Annotated in this window: 15 protein-coding genes; 5 read left to right on the top strand and 10 right to left on the bottom strand. The window is 59.9% G+C overall.

Going from position 1 to position 13,131, the window contains the following annotated elements; translation table 11 throughout:
- Positions 1-43: 43 nt before the first annotated feature.
- Complete coding sequence (locus tag P0D80_RS02410; RefSeq protein ID WP_408280830.1) at positions 44-385, bottom strand: DUF4148 domain-containing protein; 342 nt, start codon at positions 383-385, stop codon at positions 44-46.
- Positions 386-606: 221 nt separating this feature from the next.
- On the opposite strand from P0D80_RS02410, the gene P0D80_RS02405 reads away from it, so the two are divergent.
- Positions 607-1,521: a LysR family transcriptional regulator gene (locus P0D80_RS02405; protein ID WP_408280827.1), complete on the top strand. Its 915-nt coding sequence runs from the start codon at positions 607-609 to the stop codon at positions 1,519-1,521.
- 169 nt (positions 1,522-1,690) lie between these two features.
- On the top strand, positions 1,691-2,104 hold the full coding sequence (locus P0D80_RS02400) for a DoxX family protein (RefSeq protein WP_408280824.1): 414 nt from the start codon (positions 1,691-1,693) through the stop codon (positions 2,102-2,104).
- 45 nt (positions 2,105-2,149) lie between these two features.
- Here P0D80_RS02400 and P0D80_RS02395 read toward each other — a convergent pair whose 3' ends face one another.
- Complete coding sequence (locus tag P0D80_RS02395; RefSeq protein WP_408280821.1) at positions 2,150-3,760, bottom strand: Na+/H+ antiporter; 1,611 nt, start codon at positions 3,758-3,760, stop codon at positions 2,150-2,152.
- A gap of 300 nt (positions 3,761-4,060) precedes the next feature.
- The gene (locus P0D80_RS02390; protein WP_408281450.1) at positions 4,061-4,507 is read right to left on the bottom strand and encodes a GNAT family N-acetyltransferase; all 447 of its coding nucleotides are present in this window, start codon (positions 4,505-4,507) and stop codon (positions 4,061-4,063) included.
- A 102-nt stretch (positions 4,508-4,609) separates the two neighbouring features.
- On the opposite strand from P0D80_RS02390, the gene P0D80_RS02385 reads away from it, so the two are divergent.
- On the top strand, positions 4,610-5,290 hold the full coding sequence (locus P0D80_RS02385; RefSeq protein ID WP_408280819.1) for a helix-turn-helix domain-containing protein: 681 nt from the start codon (positions 4,610-4,612) through the stop codon (positions 5,288-5,290).
- Positions 5,291-5,338: 48 nt separating this feature from the next.
- On the opposite strand, the gene P0D80_RS02380 is transcribed toward P0D80_RS02385, so the two are convergent.
- From P0D80_RS02380 to P0D80_RS02350, 7 genes are all read right to left on the bottom strand, one after another.
- Positions 5,339-5,944, bottom strand: a complete 606-nt coding sequence (locus tag P0D80_RS02380) for a hypothetical protein (RefSeq protein ID WP_408280816.1) — start codon at positions 5,942-5,944, stop codon at positions 5,339-5,341.
- A gap of 101 nt (positions 5,945-6,045) precedes the next feature.
- On the bottom strand, positions 6,046-6,801 hold the full coding sequence (locus P0D80_RS02375; protein WP_408280813.1) for an amino acid ABC transporter ATP-binding protein: 756 nt from the start codon (positions 6,799-6,801) through the stop codon (positions 6,046-6,048).
- 29 nt (positions 6,802-6,830) lie between these two features.
- Positions 6,831-7,451, bottom strand: coding sequence for a type 2 periplasmic-binding domain-containing protein (locus tag P0D80_RS02370; RefSeq protein ID WP_408280810.1), 621 nt, complete (start codon positions 7,449-7,451; stop codon positions 6,831-6,833).
- Positions 7,452-7,511: 60 nt separating this feature from the next.
- Positions 7,512-8,279 (bottom strand): ABC transporter permease, encoded by a 768-nt coding sequence (locus tag P0D80_RS02365; RefSeq protein ID WP_408280807.1) that lies wholly within the window; start codon positions 8,277-8,279, stop codon positions 7,512-7,514.
- Positions 8,280-8,282: 3 nt separating this feature from the next.
- Positions 8,283-8,960: an ABC transporter permease gene (locus P0D80_RS02360; protein ID WP_408280804.1), complete on the bottom strand. Its 678-nt coding sequence runs from the start codon at positions 8,958-8,960 to the stop codon at positions 8,283-8,285.
- Between the two features lie 13 nt (positions 8,961-8,973).
- Positions 8,974-9,771: a transporter substrate-binding domain-containing protein gene (locus tag P0D80_RS02355; protein WP_408280801.1), complete on the bottom strand. Its 798-nt coding sequence runs from the start codon at positions 9,769-9,771 to the stop codon at positions 8,974-8,976.
- Positions 9,772-9,925: 154 nt separating this feature from the next.
- Positions 9,926-11,164: a LysR family transcriptional regulator gene (locus tag P0D80_RS02350; protein ID WP_408175147.1), complete on the bottom strand. Its 1,239-nt coding sequence runs from the start codon at positions 11,162-11,164 to the stop codon at positions 9,926-9,928.
- A gap of 143 nt (positions 11,165-11,307) precedes the next feature.
- Here P0D80_RS02350 and P0D80_RS02345 point away from each other — a divergent pair, with 143 nt between their 5' ends.
- Positions 11,308-12,159, top strand: a complete 852-nt coding sequence (locus tag P0D80_RS02345) for an amidohydrolase family protein (protein WP_408280797.1) — start codon at positions 11,308-11,310, stop codon at positions 12,157-12,159.
- 35 nt (positions 12,160-12,194) lie between these two features.
- Positions 12,195-13,118: a substrate-binding domain-containing protein gene (locus P0D80_RS02340; protein ID WP_408175150.1), complete on the top strand. Its 924-nt coding sequence runs from the start codon at positions 12,195-12,197 to the stop codon at positions 13,116-13,118.
- Positions 13,119-13,131 lie beyond the last annotated feature (13 nt).

Below are 13,131 nucleotides of genomic sequence, written 5' to 3'. Positions count from 1 at the left end.
TCCCTGGAAATTGGAATGAACAATGATGGGTGTGACGTGCCGATCAGCGATGTGCGTAAAGCGAATCGAACGGTGCATTCGCGGGGGCCGCCGCTGCGGTGACGCGGTTGCCCGACGCGGACGAGCCGCTGCGCACACCGCCCACACTGCTGCCGATGATCAACTCGGCGCCCTTCTGCGACGCCACAGCCGCTTCGGCAGCCTGAATGTCGGCGGGGTAATGCGGATCATTGGCGCGGCCGGGCCGGTAGCCCACGCTTTCCAGTTGCACAAGCTCTGCGCGCACCTGCGCACGAGTGACAGTCGAGCTGGATTCCTGCGCGTATCCAGCGACAGGGAAGGCGATGGCGGCCGCGATGGCAAGTGCGAGATGACGGGTACTCATGGCAATGCTCCTTTGAATCGCTGAGGTTGAAACGACCTGTTGGGATGCATTGTGGGCAAACGCGATGAGAAACTAAATGACACGAATGACACTTGTGAAGTGACTGCTGGTTACTAATGAGTCATAGTGCGGTTTTTGACGCACGGTGCAGGGCCAGCCGATAGCGGCTTGGCATTCGACTGAACGTCTTCCGACCATTAAATGACCAGGATGCAGCGCCCATGAGATCGTCCAGCGAGAATCTCTCTAGCGGTATCAGCGTATTTGCCGCCGTCGTCGATGCGGGAACGTTCGCAGCCGCGTCCGAATTGATGGGTATGTCGCCGCCCGGGGTTAGCCGGGCAATCGCTCGACTCGAAAGGCGGTTGAAAACACGGCTCTTCAATCGGACGACCCGCGCCGTGTCCCTGACCGAAGCGGGCCGGCGGTTCTACGAGCAGGTCATGCCGCACTTGAGGGGCATGGAGGAAGCCGCCGCAGCCGCGGCAGGAGGCGCCGCGACCGTGCGCGGGAAGCTGCGAATCAATCTTGACCCGGTCTTTTCGCGGATCATTCTGGGTCCGAAGCTCGACGAATTCATGGATGCGCATCCTGAACTCGAACTCGAGTTCATTGCGAGAGATCAACTCGGCGACCTCGTCATGGACGGCTTCGATCTGGCCTTGCGCTTCGGCGAACCTCGCTCATCCAGCCTGATCGCGCGAAAGCTCCTCGACACCGCGGTTGTCACCGTCGCATCTCCCTCGTACCTCGCTCGCCGGGGGCGGCCGGCGGAGCCTCAAGAGCTGAGTCGCGGGGAGCACAGGTGTTTGGAATTCCGGAACCCGGATACCGGAAAGCCGTATCCGTGGGAGTTTCATCGCAAGCGCAAAAAGCTCGTTGTCGAAACGAATGGTCGGCTTACGGTGAATGATCCGAGCGCACTCCTCAACGCGTGTCTGGCTGGCGCCGGCGTCGCGCAGATGCTGCTGCTTGGAGCCGAGCCCCTGATCCGGGAGGGCCGGCTCGTCATCCTGTTTCCAGACTGGCCGGATGAGCGCTTCCCGCTCTATGCGTACCATCCGTCGCGGCACCACATGCCGGCCAAGGCAAGGGTATTTCTTGACTTTATCGTCGCTTTGACGAGTACGAGCTAGCAAGTCGAAATAGCCCCGGTCGTTCAGATTTTTTCAACCGACGCTCGAGGTTAGCGGTCAAAGCGAATACCTTTTACCTCACGCTTAAGAACACTTAAGGAATCTGGAAGGACGTTCAGTCCGCGCTAGCCTATGATCGCTCAATCCAGGCGAGAACAAAGAGGCGCGTGTGAAATTAAGGGCAACGACCGCGGATTTTGGACTGCTGTATTTACGAGTGACCGCGAGCCTGCTCGTCCTCGTGGTTCACGGCTTGCCGAAAGCCATGCACTACGCGAGCCAGGCAGCGGCGATCGAAGATCCGTTTCACCTGGGTCGAACCGTGTCGATTACATTCGCGATTTTCGCGGAAGTCATCTGTCCGCCGCTGATGATCCTCGGGATCGCGACGCGACTCGCTGCGTTGCCGATCCTCATCGTCACGGTGGTCGCGCTGGCCTTCGTCCATCGCGACTGGTCGCTGGCGGAAGGACAGTTCGCGTGGATGCTGCTGATTCTGTTCGGCACGATCGCGCTTGCCGGGCCCGGCGAGATCCGTTTTGGCGGCCGAGCGGAGCAGCGCGACGGAACAGCCCGGCAGTAAGCATCGCGTTTTCCACTTGTGCCGTTTTCCTCGCGCATCGCCGCCTCACGGCCCCAACAGTTTTTTCAGCCGTGCCTCTTCGAAATCGAGTTCCGATTCGATCCGGTGCAGGGTCTTGTCCTTGATCCGGTTCTCGTCGTGCAACTGAAGCAGCGCCGCGCGGCCCGCCTGGACCGCTCGCAGCCCGAGGTTCAGCCGCGTCAGCCGCAAGTGCACGAGCGTTTCGCCGCCCGTGTGCGCACGCACGTTGCTGTCGATACGATAGCTGTATTCGTCGATCAGCCGCAGCACCACGTCTTCGTTGCCTTTGCATTGCGCGAGGTCGATCTGCTTCAGCGCGTCCAGCGACGCCTGAAACGTGAGGGATCGAGCCTGATATTGCGTGAGATATTTCGATTCGGCGGACGCGTGAGCATCGTTGAAACCGACCAGGCGCGCGAGCGGCGCCAGCGTCAAACCTTGCACGAGGACCGTCACGAAGATCACCGCGAATGTCGAGAAAATCAGCAGATCGCGATCGGCTAGCGACTCGGGCAGCGCCAGTGCAGCGGCGAGACTCACAACGCCGCGCATTCCGGCCCAACCGAGAATCGTCGCCTGCTTGAGGTCCGTTCTGGGCTGGGTGTCACGCGCGCGCGAGAGGAGATATTCGGGCAACGCGATCGCCGCCATCACCCAGACGAACCGCGCGACGATCACAACCGCGACCGTGACGCCGGCCACCACCCACACACGCTCGGGCAGCCACCACGAGAACGTGTGTCCCGCATCGAGCTTTGCCAGCGTACCGGGCAGCGACACGCCGATCAGGATGAACACGAGCGCTTCCAGCACAAAGACGACGACGTCCCACGTGCCCGTGGTTTTCAGCCGCGTGGTCGCGTCGAGTGTCATGTGCTGGCACAGTCCAACGATCAGGCCGCACACCACCACCGACAGCACACCGGAGCCATGCAGGCGTTCACCGAGCAGATACGCGGCCCACGCAGCGAGGAAGGTCAGCACGACGGCCAGATGCGCGTCTTCAAGCCAGCCGAGCAGCTTGATCGTTGCCCAGCCGATGAGCGCGCCCGTTGCGATGCCGACGAGCGAAAGCGTCGAAAAGGTGAGGACGGCGTCGCTCGCGCTGAAGGTGCCCGCCGCCAGCGCAACCAGCGCGAAGCGATAGATCACGAGCCCTGACGCGTCGTTGACGAGGCTTTCGCCCTCGAGCACGGTGACCAGCCGCTCCGGCAACGGCAACTCGCCGAGCAGGGCTTTGGCCGCCACCGCATCGGGCGGCGACACGATCGCGCCGAGGGCGACGCACGCGGCCCACGGCAACTGTGGATCGACCCAATGGACGGCGCACCCGACGCACGCAGTCGTGAAAATCACCGACCCGAGCGCCAGCGACGCGATTGGCGCTGTCTCGCGGCGAAACTCTCGCCAGGCGGTATAGAACGCACTGGACATCAGCAGCGGCGGAATCAGCACGACCATGATGACGTCGGGGTCGAACGCAACGACGGGCGCATCGGTCGCGAAGCCGATCGCCGCACCGCCGACCAGCAATACGGCAGCCGACGGCAGATTGAAACGGCTGGCAATGAGCGATAGCACGCACGCGCCGAGCAGTACGAGAAGCAGGCCTTCGAAGAATACGATGTGGTTCATCAGTGGGCGCTCAAGGGTGCGGTGGCGGCCGGCCGTTGCCGAAACCGTTATGCTTGCATATCGTAATGTACAAACATTTTCAGCCGCCCATGAAGCCCGCCTTTGCAACCCGGCAAAAATACGCCGCGAGACTTCGGCGTTATTCCCTCAGCGCCGCAACCATAATCGTCCATGCAGGAAAGTCGGAACGAATATAACGCTCCTTCACGGCTCTGAAATCACCGGGTTGTGACGCGATGTCCACGTGATACGAATCTAGTTCGACGAGGTCGCTTTCGGGTAATCGCAGGCGCTCAATCTTCACAAGTCAAGACGCAACCGTGGTCCAACCTCGACAAAACCCACGGACAGATAGAACGCAAGCGTCCGGCTCCAACGGGGCTGACCGGGAGCGCCCACGTCGAGTCGTTTCCATCCGCGCTCCTTGCCGAACCTCGCGGCTTCGCAGACCAGCGCCGCGGCCAATCCACCAGACCGGCATTCGGGTCGGACATATAGCTCGGTAATCTGTCCGAAGGCCCCTCCCGCGTATATTGCCATTCCTTCTGTCATTAGAAGTACGCCTACGGGACTATCCCCTTCGAGCGCCAGATATCCGAAGCAGCGACTCGCTTGGGTCAGAACGGCTTCAGCGATAGACACTCGATCCGCGTGTTCAAGTTCGCCATTGTGAAGCTCCACAAGAAGCGCATCCACGAGGTGCGCAACGGAACGTGCATCTGTCGGTGCAATAGGGCGAATATGCATCAACGCAGTCTCCTTTGCTATCTCGCGCGGCACTGCCAAAAAGCCGTTGACTTGCCACTCATGCGTGGCAATGCCTCATATAATGGCAACAAGTAGTCATCTTTGAACTGCTTCTTCATTGAAGGCACCATGCCAAAAACTCAGAGTCAGCCACCCGCTGAAGAATCTCCGGACATCGAGGTAGCAGAGAAGCAGACGGACCCTGCAGTGGAGAAAGTGTCCCGTGCTCTGGCTGCACAGATTCATGCTTTCCGAACCTCAGCAGGAATCGCTTCGGGCACCCTCGCGAAAATGGCCGGCATTTCCCATTCGATGCTCTCAAGAATCGAAAAAGGAACGGCCACTCCGTCGATAGAAACGCTTACGCGGCTGGCCAATGCGTTGGGCAAACCTGTATCGCGCTTTTTCGTCGATCAGAGCGAGCGCCACGACTGCTCGTTCGTACCCGCGGGACAAGGCGTGACTGTCGACAGGGAAGGTTCGTCGTATGGCCACATCTATCGGCTCGTTGGCCACGTATTGTCAGGGAATCTCTCCGTGGAGCCGTATGTCGTTACGCTCGACGAAAAGTCCCAGCCGTGGTCAACCCACCAGACAACGGGTATTCAGTTCCTTCACGTACTCGAAGGCAAGATGAAATACCGTTACGCCAATCGGCTCTACGACCTGAAACCCGGCGACAGCCTGCTGTTCGACCCGAATGCGGCGCATGGTCCGGAAGAAATCGAAAGCGTGCCGGTCAAATTTCTCGCAGTGTTCTTCAACATCCGCGAATACAGCTAGAAAATAGAGGCCGTAGCCTCTCGCAACCACCCTATCGCACGCACCGGTTTATCGTTGCGACCGCTGCAGTTCTGCGAATTGCTTTGCCACCGCGCTTTCTCGACTGGCGACAATCTCTCCCGCTCCAACGCGCTCTCGGCCGTACACGATCCAGGCGTCATCGGGCGAACCGATCGTGGCATCCACTCGCAGCGTCTCCGGTTGCGAGTCGAAATAGTATCGATAGACCAGCGCGGAATCGCATTCTCCCTTCATCAGTCGCTCGAAAGCCACCGGAATCGAGACTGCAGGAATCCGCCTGGAATACGCGCCGAGGTCGACGTAGTCATCGGTTGCGGGAGAAACGAGCGAGATGGTTTCCGGCTTGTCCACGTCGTTACGCGTGAGAATCGCCAATGTCTGACTCGGCGAGATGAACGTGTCGACAACGAACCGCTCACGGAAATTACTGCCCATCACACGCGGGGTATCCGGATGAACCGCGCACTGAATGAGATAGTCGATTTCGTCGGCGTCAAACGCAGCTAGCGCGTCGTCGAAATTATCAAAGAGTTTGACTTCCGCCTCGAGGCCGTGGAATTCAATGTAACGACGCGTCACATACTCGTGGTTCGTTCCGGATGGGCCAAGGGTGCCAAATCTGATTGTGGCCATGCTTTACTCCTGAAGATCTGCGGGATACCGTTTTATTGTGGGCGAAGCGTCTCGACCTCTTTGAAAAGTTCGAGTTCTCGCGCATGCCTAACATGACATATTCATTTGTGAATCATCTGACTGAGGAATCGCCTCGCTCGCTCAGTCCTCGGCGCATCAAAGAAGTGGCCAGGCTCGTTGTCTTCTACGATCTCACCCTGGTCCATGAACAGAATGCGGTCGGCCACCGCCCTCGCGAATCCCATTTCGTGGGTGACGCAAAGCATGGTCATGCCGTCTTGCGCGAGCAGCGTCAGCGTGTCGAGCACCTCCCTGACCATCTCCGGGTCGAGCGCGGACGTCGGTTCGTCGAGCAGCATGATGGTCGGCGACATGCAGAGCGCTCTTGCGATAGCCACCCGCTGCTGTTGACCGCCGGAAAGCTGGGAAGGGTATTTCCCGGCGTGACTCGCCACGCGAACGCGTTCGAGCATTTCAAGCGCCCGTGCTTCGGCCTCCTTCCGCTTCAAACCACGAACACGCATGGGAGCCAAGGTGCAGTTTGCCAGCACCGTCATGTGAGGGAACAGATTGAAATGCTGAAACACCATGCCGACATCGGCACGTATCATGCGTACGTGTTTCACATTGTCATTGAGCTCGATTCCGTCGACGCGAACATCTCCCGAATCATGCCTCTCCAGTCGATTCACGCAGCGAATCAGTGTCGATTTTCCGGAGCCGGACGGTCCGCACAGAACAATCTTTTCACCTCGCCGGACATTCAGCGAAATAGAATTGAGTACATTGAACTCGCCGAAACTCTTTGAGAGTCCGTTGATAGATATCGCGAATTCATTATTGGGGATCGTATTCATAGCGAAAGTCCTGTGCATTGTCGTGCGACTCAGGTGTCAAGCCGCGTGATTGTCTGAGCGTGGAATGCCTGAGCCGCCGGACTCTCCTTCCAGGCGACAACCTGGCCGTCGGACAGCCGCTCACGGCCGTAGACAATCCAGGGGTCGTCGACAGTTCCGATCCGCTCGTCGATTCTGAAGCGGGTGGGATTCTCGGTAGCAAGGGACGAGTAGGTCAGACCGCTTTCGTATTTGCCCGAGAGGAGTCCATTCGCAACCGAGGCTGTCGATGTCTCCGGAATGAGCGTCAGTCCATCTGTGTTGACATAGTCGCGCGTGGCGGGCTGAAGTGCGAGCGTGCGCGGTATCTCGACGTCGACGCGGGTCACTACGGCCATGTCTTTGCTGGAAGAGACGAATGCATCGATGACGAAAAGTTGTTTGCGGTACTTCGCAACGATGTCAGCCGTCGAAGGATGGACTGCAACCTGCACGATATAGTCGGCCTCGCCGTCGATCACCAGTCGTGCGGCCTCGTCAAAGCTCAATACCAGCGCCATCGACGCCCGTCCTTCCAGACCGTGATGTTGAATGTATCGGGCAGTCACGAACTCGTGATTGCTGCCACTTGGTCCAAGTGTCAGAAACCGAAGCAATTTGCGTTTCTCCATTAACTTTTCGTAAGGGACTCGGAGGCATGAGTCCGCCTATCAAGATGCGCCATATGACGACTAGGTCGCGTGAGCGTCACCAGAATCTGAAGACTTCAGCATCGCGGCTTGCTTGGGCTTTCGAGCGTTGACGACGTTGACGTCCTTCCCTGTTCTGCGTGCAATGTTCAGTTCGAGAATCCGGAACGCGTGCGAGAGAAAAAACGTCATCGCGAGATAAATCAATCCAGCGGCGACGAAAATCTCATAGGGCGCGTAAGTTTCACTAACCAGCAACTTCGACGTTCCCGTCAATTCCATGATGGTCACCGTCGATGCCAGCGACGTCGCCTTCAGGTTCAGAATCGTTTCGTTCGCATAGGCGGGGATTGCAATCCGAATAGCGATCGGTGCTTTGATGCGAGTGAGTATGGAGGCTCGACTTAACCCGAGTGCCTCGGCAGCTTCGACAATGCCTTTCGGCACGGCAGACAGCGCCCCCATCAGAATGCGCGCCGTGTACGCACCCGAATTCAGGCCCAAGGCAATGACTGCACAGGTGAATGGGTCACGCAAGAGCGGCCAGACCACGGAGTGTCGAATAAAAGAGAACTGTCCGAATCCGTAGTAGAGAAAGAACAATTGCACGAGCGCCGGCGTGCCACGGAATGCGCCGATGTAAAACTTAACGCTACCGCTCAGAACCCTGGACGAGCTCAATCCAACAAGCGCCGTGGGCACGCCCACAATGATGCCGACGACCACGATGGCGACAAACAATTCGAGCGTGATGGGCAAGGCAGCGAGCAGACGCGGAAAGCTCGAAATGAGCAATGAGAAGTCGAACATGCGTCACCTCGCCAATGCGGTCGATGTCTTGCGACGAACCGTGCTAAAAACGTTTGTCAAAGCGAAGCTGAGAACGAAGTACAGCACGCCGGCAATCAGGTAGAAGAAGAACGGGCGATTTGTCGCTTCGACGGCAAAGCCTGTTCTTCGCATCAGGTCTTCCAGACCGACCAGCGAGACAAGCGCAGTTTCTTTCAGCAATACGGTCAACTGATTCCCGAAAGCAGGTACGGCGAGGCGCCACGCCTGTGGTGCAATGACGTGCACAAAGCCCCCTGCGCCCGTCAATCCCAGCGCTGCGGAGGCTTCAAACTGGCCGCGCGGAACTTCCAGAATTGCGCCCCGGAAGATTTCCGTCGCATAGGCGCCGAACACCAGTCCCAGCGACACGGCACCCGCCCCGAACGCATTGATTTCAATGGGCCGGCCCAGGACATGAGAAAGGGTTGCGCTGCCGCCGTAATACACAAGGAAAATGACCAGCAGGTCCGGCACACCTCGTATGGTGGTCGTGTAGGCCCCGGCGAACTGCCTGAGAAGCCGCAACGGAGACAGCTTGGCAGCCGCCATTAGTATTCCGATTACCGAGCCGATCGCTGCGGCCGCGAGTGCGACCAGCAGAGTCGTCAGGGCCCCAAGCAGAATGAGTCCGCCATAACCGTTCAGAGTGAAGCTGAGCATGCTGGCTCCCGCATTACATCAGAGCGAAAGGGAAATACTTCTTTCTGATCTGGTCGTAGGTGCCGTTCGCCATGATCGCGGCCAACGCTGCGTTAATACGATTGCAGAGTTCCGTGTCGTCGAGGCGAACCGCAATTGCGTTCCCGTCCCCGAGTACACCGCCTTTGAATTCAGGTCCGATGAACGCGAAGTCCTTCGCGTCTGGTCGCTTGAAGAAGTCGGAATAGAAGGTCGCCTTGTTGCCGATGATGAGGTCCACGCGACCTGCTACGAGATCCAGTTCCGGCTGACGGGTATCGTCATACAGCACGAGTGACGCCGTCTTGTCGTAACCGTTGGCGACGAGCCACTGGTGCTGCGACGAGCCGCGTTGAACGCCGATGCGCTTGCCCTTCAGTGCCGCGGGCGAGACGTCCTTGATGCCGCTGTCTTTTGCCGCGATAAAGCTCGACGTCGTGTCCTTGTACTTGTTGGTGAACAGAACCTGTTTGCGTCGCGCAGGCGTCGTCGACATCGACGCGACGATGGCGTCATATCGATTGGCCTGAAGACCAGGAATGATGCCGTCCCACGCTTGCGCAACGATCTGGCATTTCAGCTTCATCTGTGCGCAAAGGGCATTCGCAATGTCCACGTCGAAGCCCTGAAGCTGGCCGGAGGCGTCTTTGAAGCTCCACGGCGGATAGGTGCCCTCGGTTGCAACTCTCAACGTGTCGCCGGCCGAAAAGGCCGGCGCTGACATGAGCACTGCTGCGCCCATCAGGGCGCTGACGACCAATCCTCGAAAACGTCGAAACAGGGTGTGTGACATGGCAACTCTCTCGTCGCGATTGCTGCGCCCCGGGTAGTCCGTCGCATTAGAGGTAAAGGTAGTCGGTCGTTAATTTAACGTCAATATTTTACTTTTATGCAAATTACCTAATCGGGTTTACCCGCAAATCGCCGTTCGGGTAGCGCACCGGCCGTCACGGCTCGTAGTTGGATTCGGCCGCGCATTCTCCGCGCAAAACCTCAACGAAGGCCTGCTGCACCGCCGTGCCCAGCCAGTCGGTGCGCACGGTATAGCCGACCGCCCGGCTTGCCTCGGGCGTCTCCAGTTCCAGCGCCACCAGCTCGCGTCCCGGATAGGCGTCGCGGATCTGCGCACGGGATAGCAGCGTGATGCAATCGCTCTCCATCAGCATCGCGAGCATCATCGCGAGCGAACTGGTCTCGAGCACCAGAGGCGGCTTGACGGGCAACTGCCCGAAAATCGAATCGATCACCGCGCGTCGCGGCACGTTGCGCTGAGGCATGACCCAGTCGTAGTCGGCGAGATCGAGAAGCCCGACGGTTTTCCGTTTGGCCAGTCGATGCCCCTTGCGCACAGCCACGACGTAAGGATCGGCAAACAGTTCGGTTTCCTGCACGGAGCCCGTGAGGCGAGGCTCGCGCAAACCACCGACAATGATGTCGATCATGCCGCTGCGCAATTCGTGCAGCAAAAGCGCATGGGAACCCTCTTCGACCGTGACGCGCGCGGCGGGATAGCGCTCGCGCAGCCGTTGAATGGCGCGCGCGACGAGCCGCGACGGCAGCAACGGCAAGACGCCGATCGCCACCTTCCCGGTGAGCTGCCCGCGGGCGTATGCCAGATCCTCCCCTGCCTGCGCGATCTCGTAGAGCGCGAGACTCAGACAGCGCGCGAATTCGATCCCCGCGGCGTTCGCCGACACGCTGTGCACGCGCCGCCGGTAAAGCGACACGCCGACGTTCTGCTCGATTTGCCGCGCGGCCCGATGCACCGCCGGCTGTGAAATGCCCAACGACAACGCGGCCTCCGCCGCGGACCCCGCGTTGGCGATGGCGATATGACAGCGCACCTGCGCGTCGGTCAGACGGCGGCAAATCTTGGCCGCGTTTGCCGCCGATTGGCCGCTCAGGCTCGTCACGGCACGCTCCATCTGATCGAGCATGCGGCGCACGCGCCGCTGCAGGATCGCGCCCTCGCCCGTCAATTCGCTGCCGCCGAAACCGCGCTCGAACAGTTGGCCGCCAAAGCTCGCTTCCAGCTTGCTAATGGCGACACTCACAGCCGGCTGCGTGCGCCCCGCGCGGACCGCCGCCTGCCCGATTCCACCGGCTTCGCACACCGCGTCGAACAGGAAGAGACGCCTCAATCGCGCCAGATCGTCGTCCGCCGATGCATGTTCGACAGCCTCCATCGACCCTCCAAACCGGCTATGTGAAAACCCTTAGCTTAACGTAAATCTATGGGCTGGGCCTCACTTCATATTGAGGACTCCGGCCACATCGCGCTTACAGTAACGCTCATTCCATTAGAAAGTTTTCAGTCAGGAGCGCCTTCATGTCCGTCGTCATCGACACGCACACTCACGCAATTTCCCCGGATAAACAACGTTATCCACTCGCGCCGGTCGGCGGCCATCAATCGGAGTGGTCGGCGAAACGTCCGGTCAGTTTCGAAGGTCTGCTCGCCTCGATGGACGAAGCCGGCATCGACCGCGCGGTGGTGGTGCAAGCTTCGACGGTATACGGCAACGACAATAGTTATGTGGTCGAAGCGGTGCGCAGCCATGCGGATCGTTTCGCGGGCGTATTTTCGATCGACGTGCTGGCAAGCGACGCCGTCACGCAAATGCAGCGCTGGCTCGACGCGGGCCTCTCGGGCCTGCGTCTTTTCACCACCGGCAGCACGATGCCAGGCCAGGCGGGCTGGCTCGACGACGAACGCTCGTTCCTGGTATGGGACTACGCGCAGCGCCACAACGTGTCGATCTGCCTGCAGATGACCGCGCAAGGCATTCCCGCGCTCGTGAACATGCTCTCGCGCTTTCCGGACATCCGGGTCCTGCTCGATCACCTCGCACGTCCCGAACTCGCTGGCGGCCCGCCGTACGAAGCAGCGGCACCGCTCTTCAGCCTCGCGTCGCATCAGGGTGTGTTCCTGAAGCTCACGAATCGCACGATCGTCGAAGCCTCGCGTGGCGCGTCGACGCCCGCCGCATTCTTCCCGCGCGTGCTCGATGCATTCGGTGCTAATCGCATTGCGTGGGGCTCGAACTTTCCCGCTGCCGAAGGCGCGCTGCCGCAGTTGCTCGCCGAAGCCCGCGAGAGTCTGTCGATGCTGCCCGCCGACGCGCGCGAAGCGATTTTCGGCGGCACCGCGCGTGCGGTTTATCCGGCACTCGCCGCTTGATATCTTCACCTCGAACGAAACAGGAAAACCCGATTGTGAGCACCTCCACACAACCGCTGCGCCTGAAGACCGCGCTGAAAACCTATCCGCACACGCGGGCGCTGAAAGCCGGCGAGCTGACTGACCCGGCCGTCGAGTTGCTGTTCGAGGACGTCGAGCCGATTCATCGCGCGTTCGCGCCGATGGCGCGCCGTCAGGCGTACGACGTCAGCGAACTGGCGATCGTCACGTATCTGCAGGCGAAGGCCTATGGCAAGCCGGTGGTGCTCTTGCCCACTGTCGTGGCCGCGCGCTTTCAGCAAGGCTGCATTATTTATAATGCGGAGCGGGGCAAACTCGATGTCGGCAGTCTCGCAGGCAAGAAGGTGGGCGTGCGCGCCTACTCGCAGACCACCGGCATGTGGGTACGCGCCATTCTCGGGCAAACCTATGGCGTGCCGCTCGAACAGATCGAATGGGTGACAATCGAAGGCGCGCATCTGGAAGAGTATGCCGACCCTGTTTTCGTGCAGCGCGCCGCCCCCGGCAAGCAACTGCTGCCGATGCTTCGCGCGGGCGAGATCGACGCCGCCATTCTCGGCAACGATCTGCCGGACGAGCCTGAATTCAAACCGCTGATCGACAATGCGGCCGCCGCCGACCGCGAGTGGTACACGCTTCATCGTTACGTGCCGATCAATCACGTCGTGGTGGTGACGCAAGCGCTGGCCGATTCGAATCCGCAAGCCGTGCGTGCCGTGTACGACCTGCTGAGCCGCGGCAAGGCATTGGCCGCCGCAGAGAACGCCGCGGAAAACGCCAACAAGCCGGACAAGCTGCTATTCGGCTACGACGCACTGCGCGGGCCGCTTGAAGAAACCCTTGCGTTCTGCGAGCAGCAACAGCTGTTGCCACGCAAGCTGACCGTCGACGAGATCTTCGCCGACAGCCTCGACATTCTGGGCGACGCCGCACGCTGACACAGCATTCGTC

This window comes from Paraburkholderia sp. RL17-373-BIF-A (assembly GCF_046030175.1).
Taxonomy (GTDB): Bacteria; Pseudomonadota; Gammaproteobacteria; order Burkholderiales; family Burkholderiaceae; genus Paraburkholderia.
The sequence above is the reverse complement of the archived record's forward strand: the minus strand, read 5'-3'. Positions and strand labels throughout refer to the sequence as shown.

Excerpts from the sequence above, each read along its gene's own strand:
- P0D80_RS02370 (WP_408280810.1), bottom strand. The coding sequence starts at position 7,451 with ATGGAGAAACGCAAATTGCTTCGGTTTCTGACACTTGGACCAAGTGGC.
- P0D80_RS02395 (WP_408280821.1), bottom strand. The coding sequence starts at position 3,760 with ATGAACCACATCGTATTCTTCGAAGGCCTGCTTCTCGTACTGCTCGGC.
- P0D80_RS02360 (WP_408280804.1), bottom strand. The coding sequence starts at position 8,960 with ATGCTCAGCTTCACTCTGAACGGTTATGGCGGACTCATTCTGCTTGGG.
- P0D80_RS02355 (WP_408280801.1), bottom strand. The coding sequence starts at position 9,771 with ATGTCACACACCCTGTTTCGACGTTTTCGAGGATTGGTCGTCAGCGCC.
- P0D80_RS02375 (WP_408280813.1), bottom strand. The coding sequence starts at position 6,801 with ATGAATACGATCCCCAATAATGAATTCGCGATATCTATCAACGGACTC.
- P0D80_RS02405 (WP_408280827.1), top strand. The coding sequence starts at position 607 with ATGAGATCGTCCAGCGAGAATCTCTCTAGCGGTATCAGCGTATTTGCC.
- P0D80_RS02410 (WP_408280830.1), bottom strand. The coding sequence starts at position 385 with ATGAGTACCCGTCATCTCGCACTTGCCATCGCGGCCGCCATCGCCTTC.
- P0D80_RS02345 (WP_408280797.1), top strand. The coding sequence starts at position 11,308 with ATGTCCGTCGTCATCGACACGCACACTCACGCAATTTCCCCGGATAAA.
- P0D80_RS02365 (WP_408280807.1), bottom strand. The coding sequence starts at position 8,279 with ATGTTCGACTTCTCATTGCTCATTTCGAGCTTTCCGCGTCTGCTCGCT.
- P0D80_RS02390 (WP_408281450.1), bottom strand. The coding sequence starts at position 4,507 with ATGCATATTCGCCCTATTGCACCGACAGATGCACGTTCCGTTGCGCAC.
- P0D80_RS02350 (WP_408175147.1), bottom strand. The coding sequence starts at position 11,164 with ATGGAGGCTGTCGAACATGCATCGGCGGACGACGATCTGGCGCGATTG.
- P0D80_RS02380 (WP_408280816.1), bottom strand. The coding sequence starts at position 5,944 with ATGGCCACAATCAGATTTGGCACCCTTGGCCCATCCGGAACGAACCAC.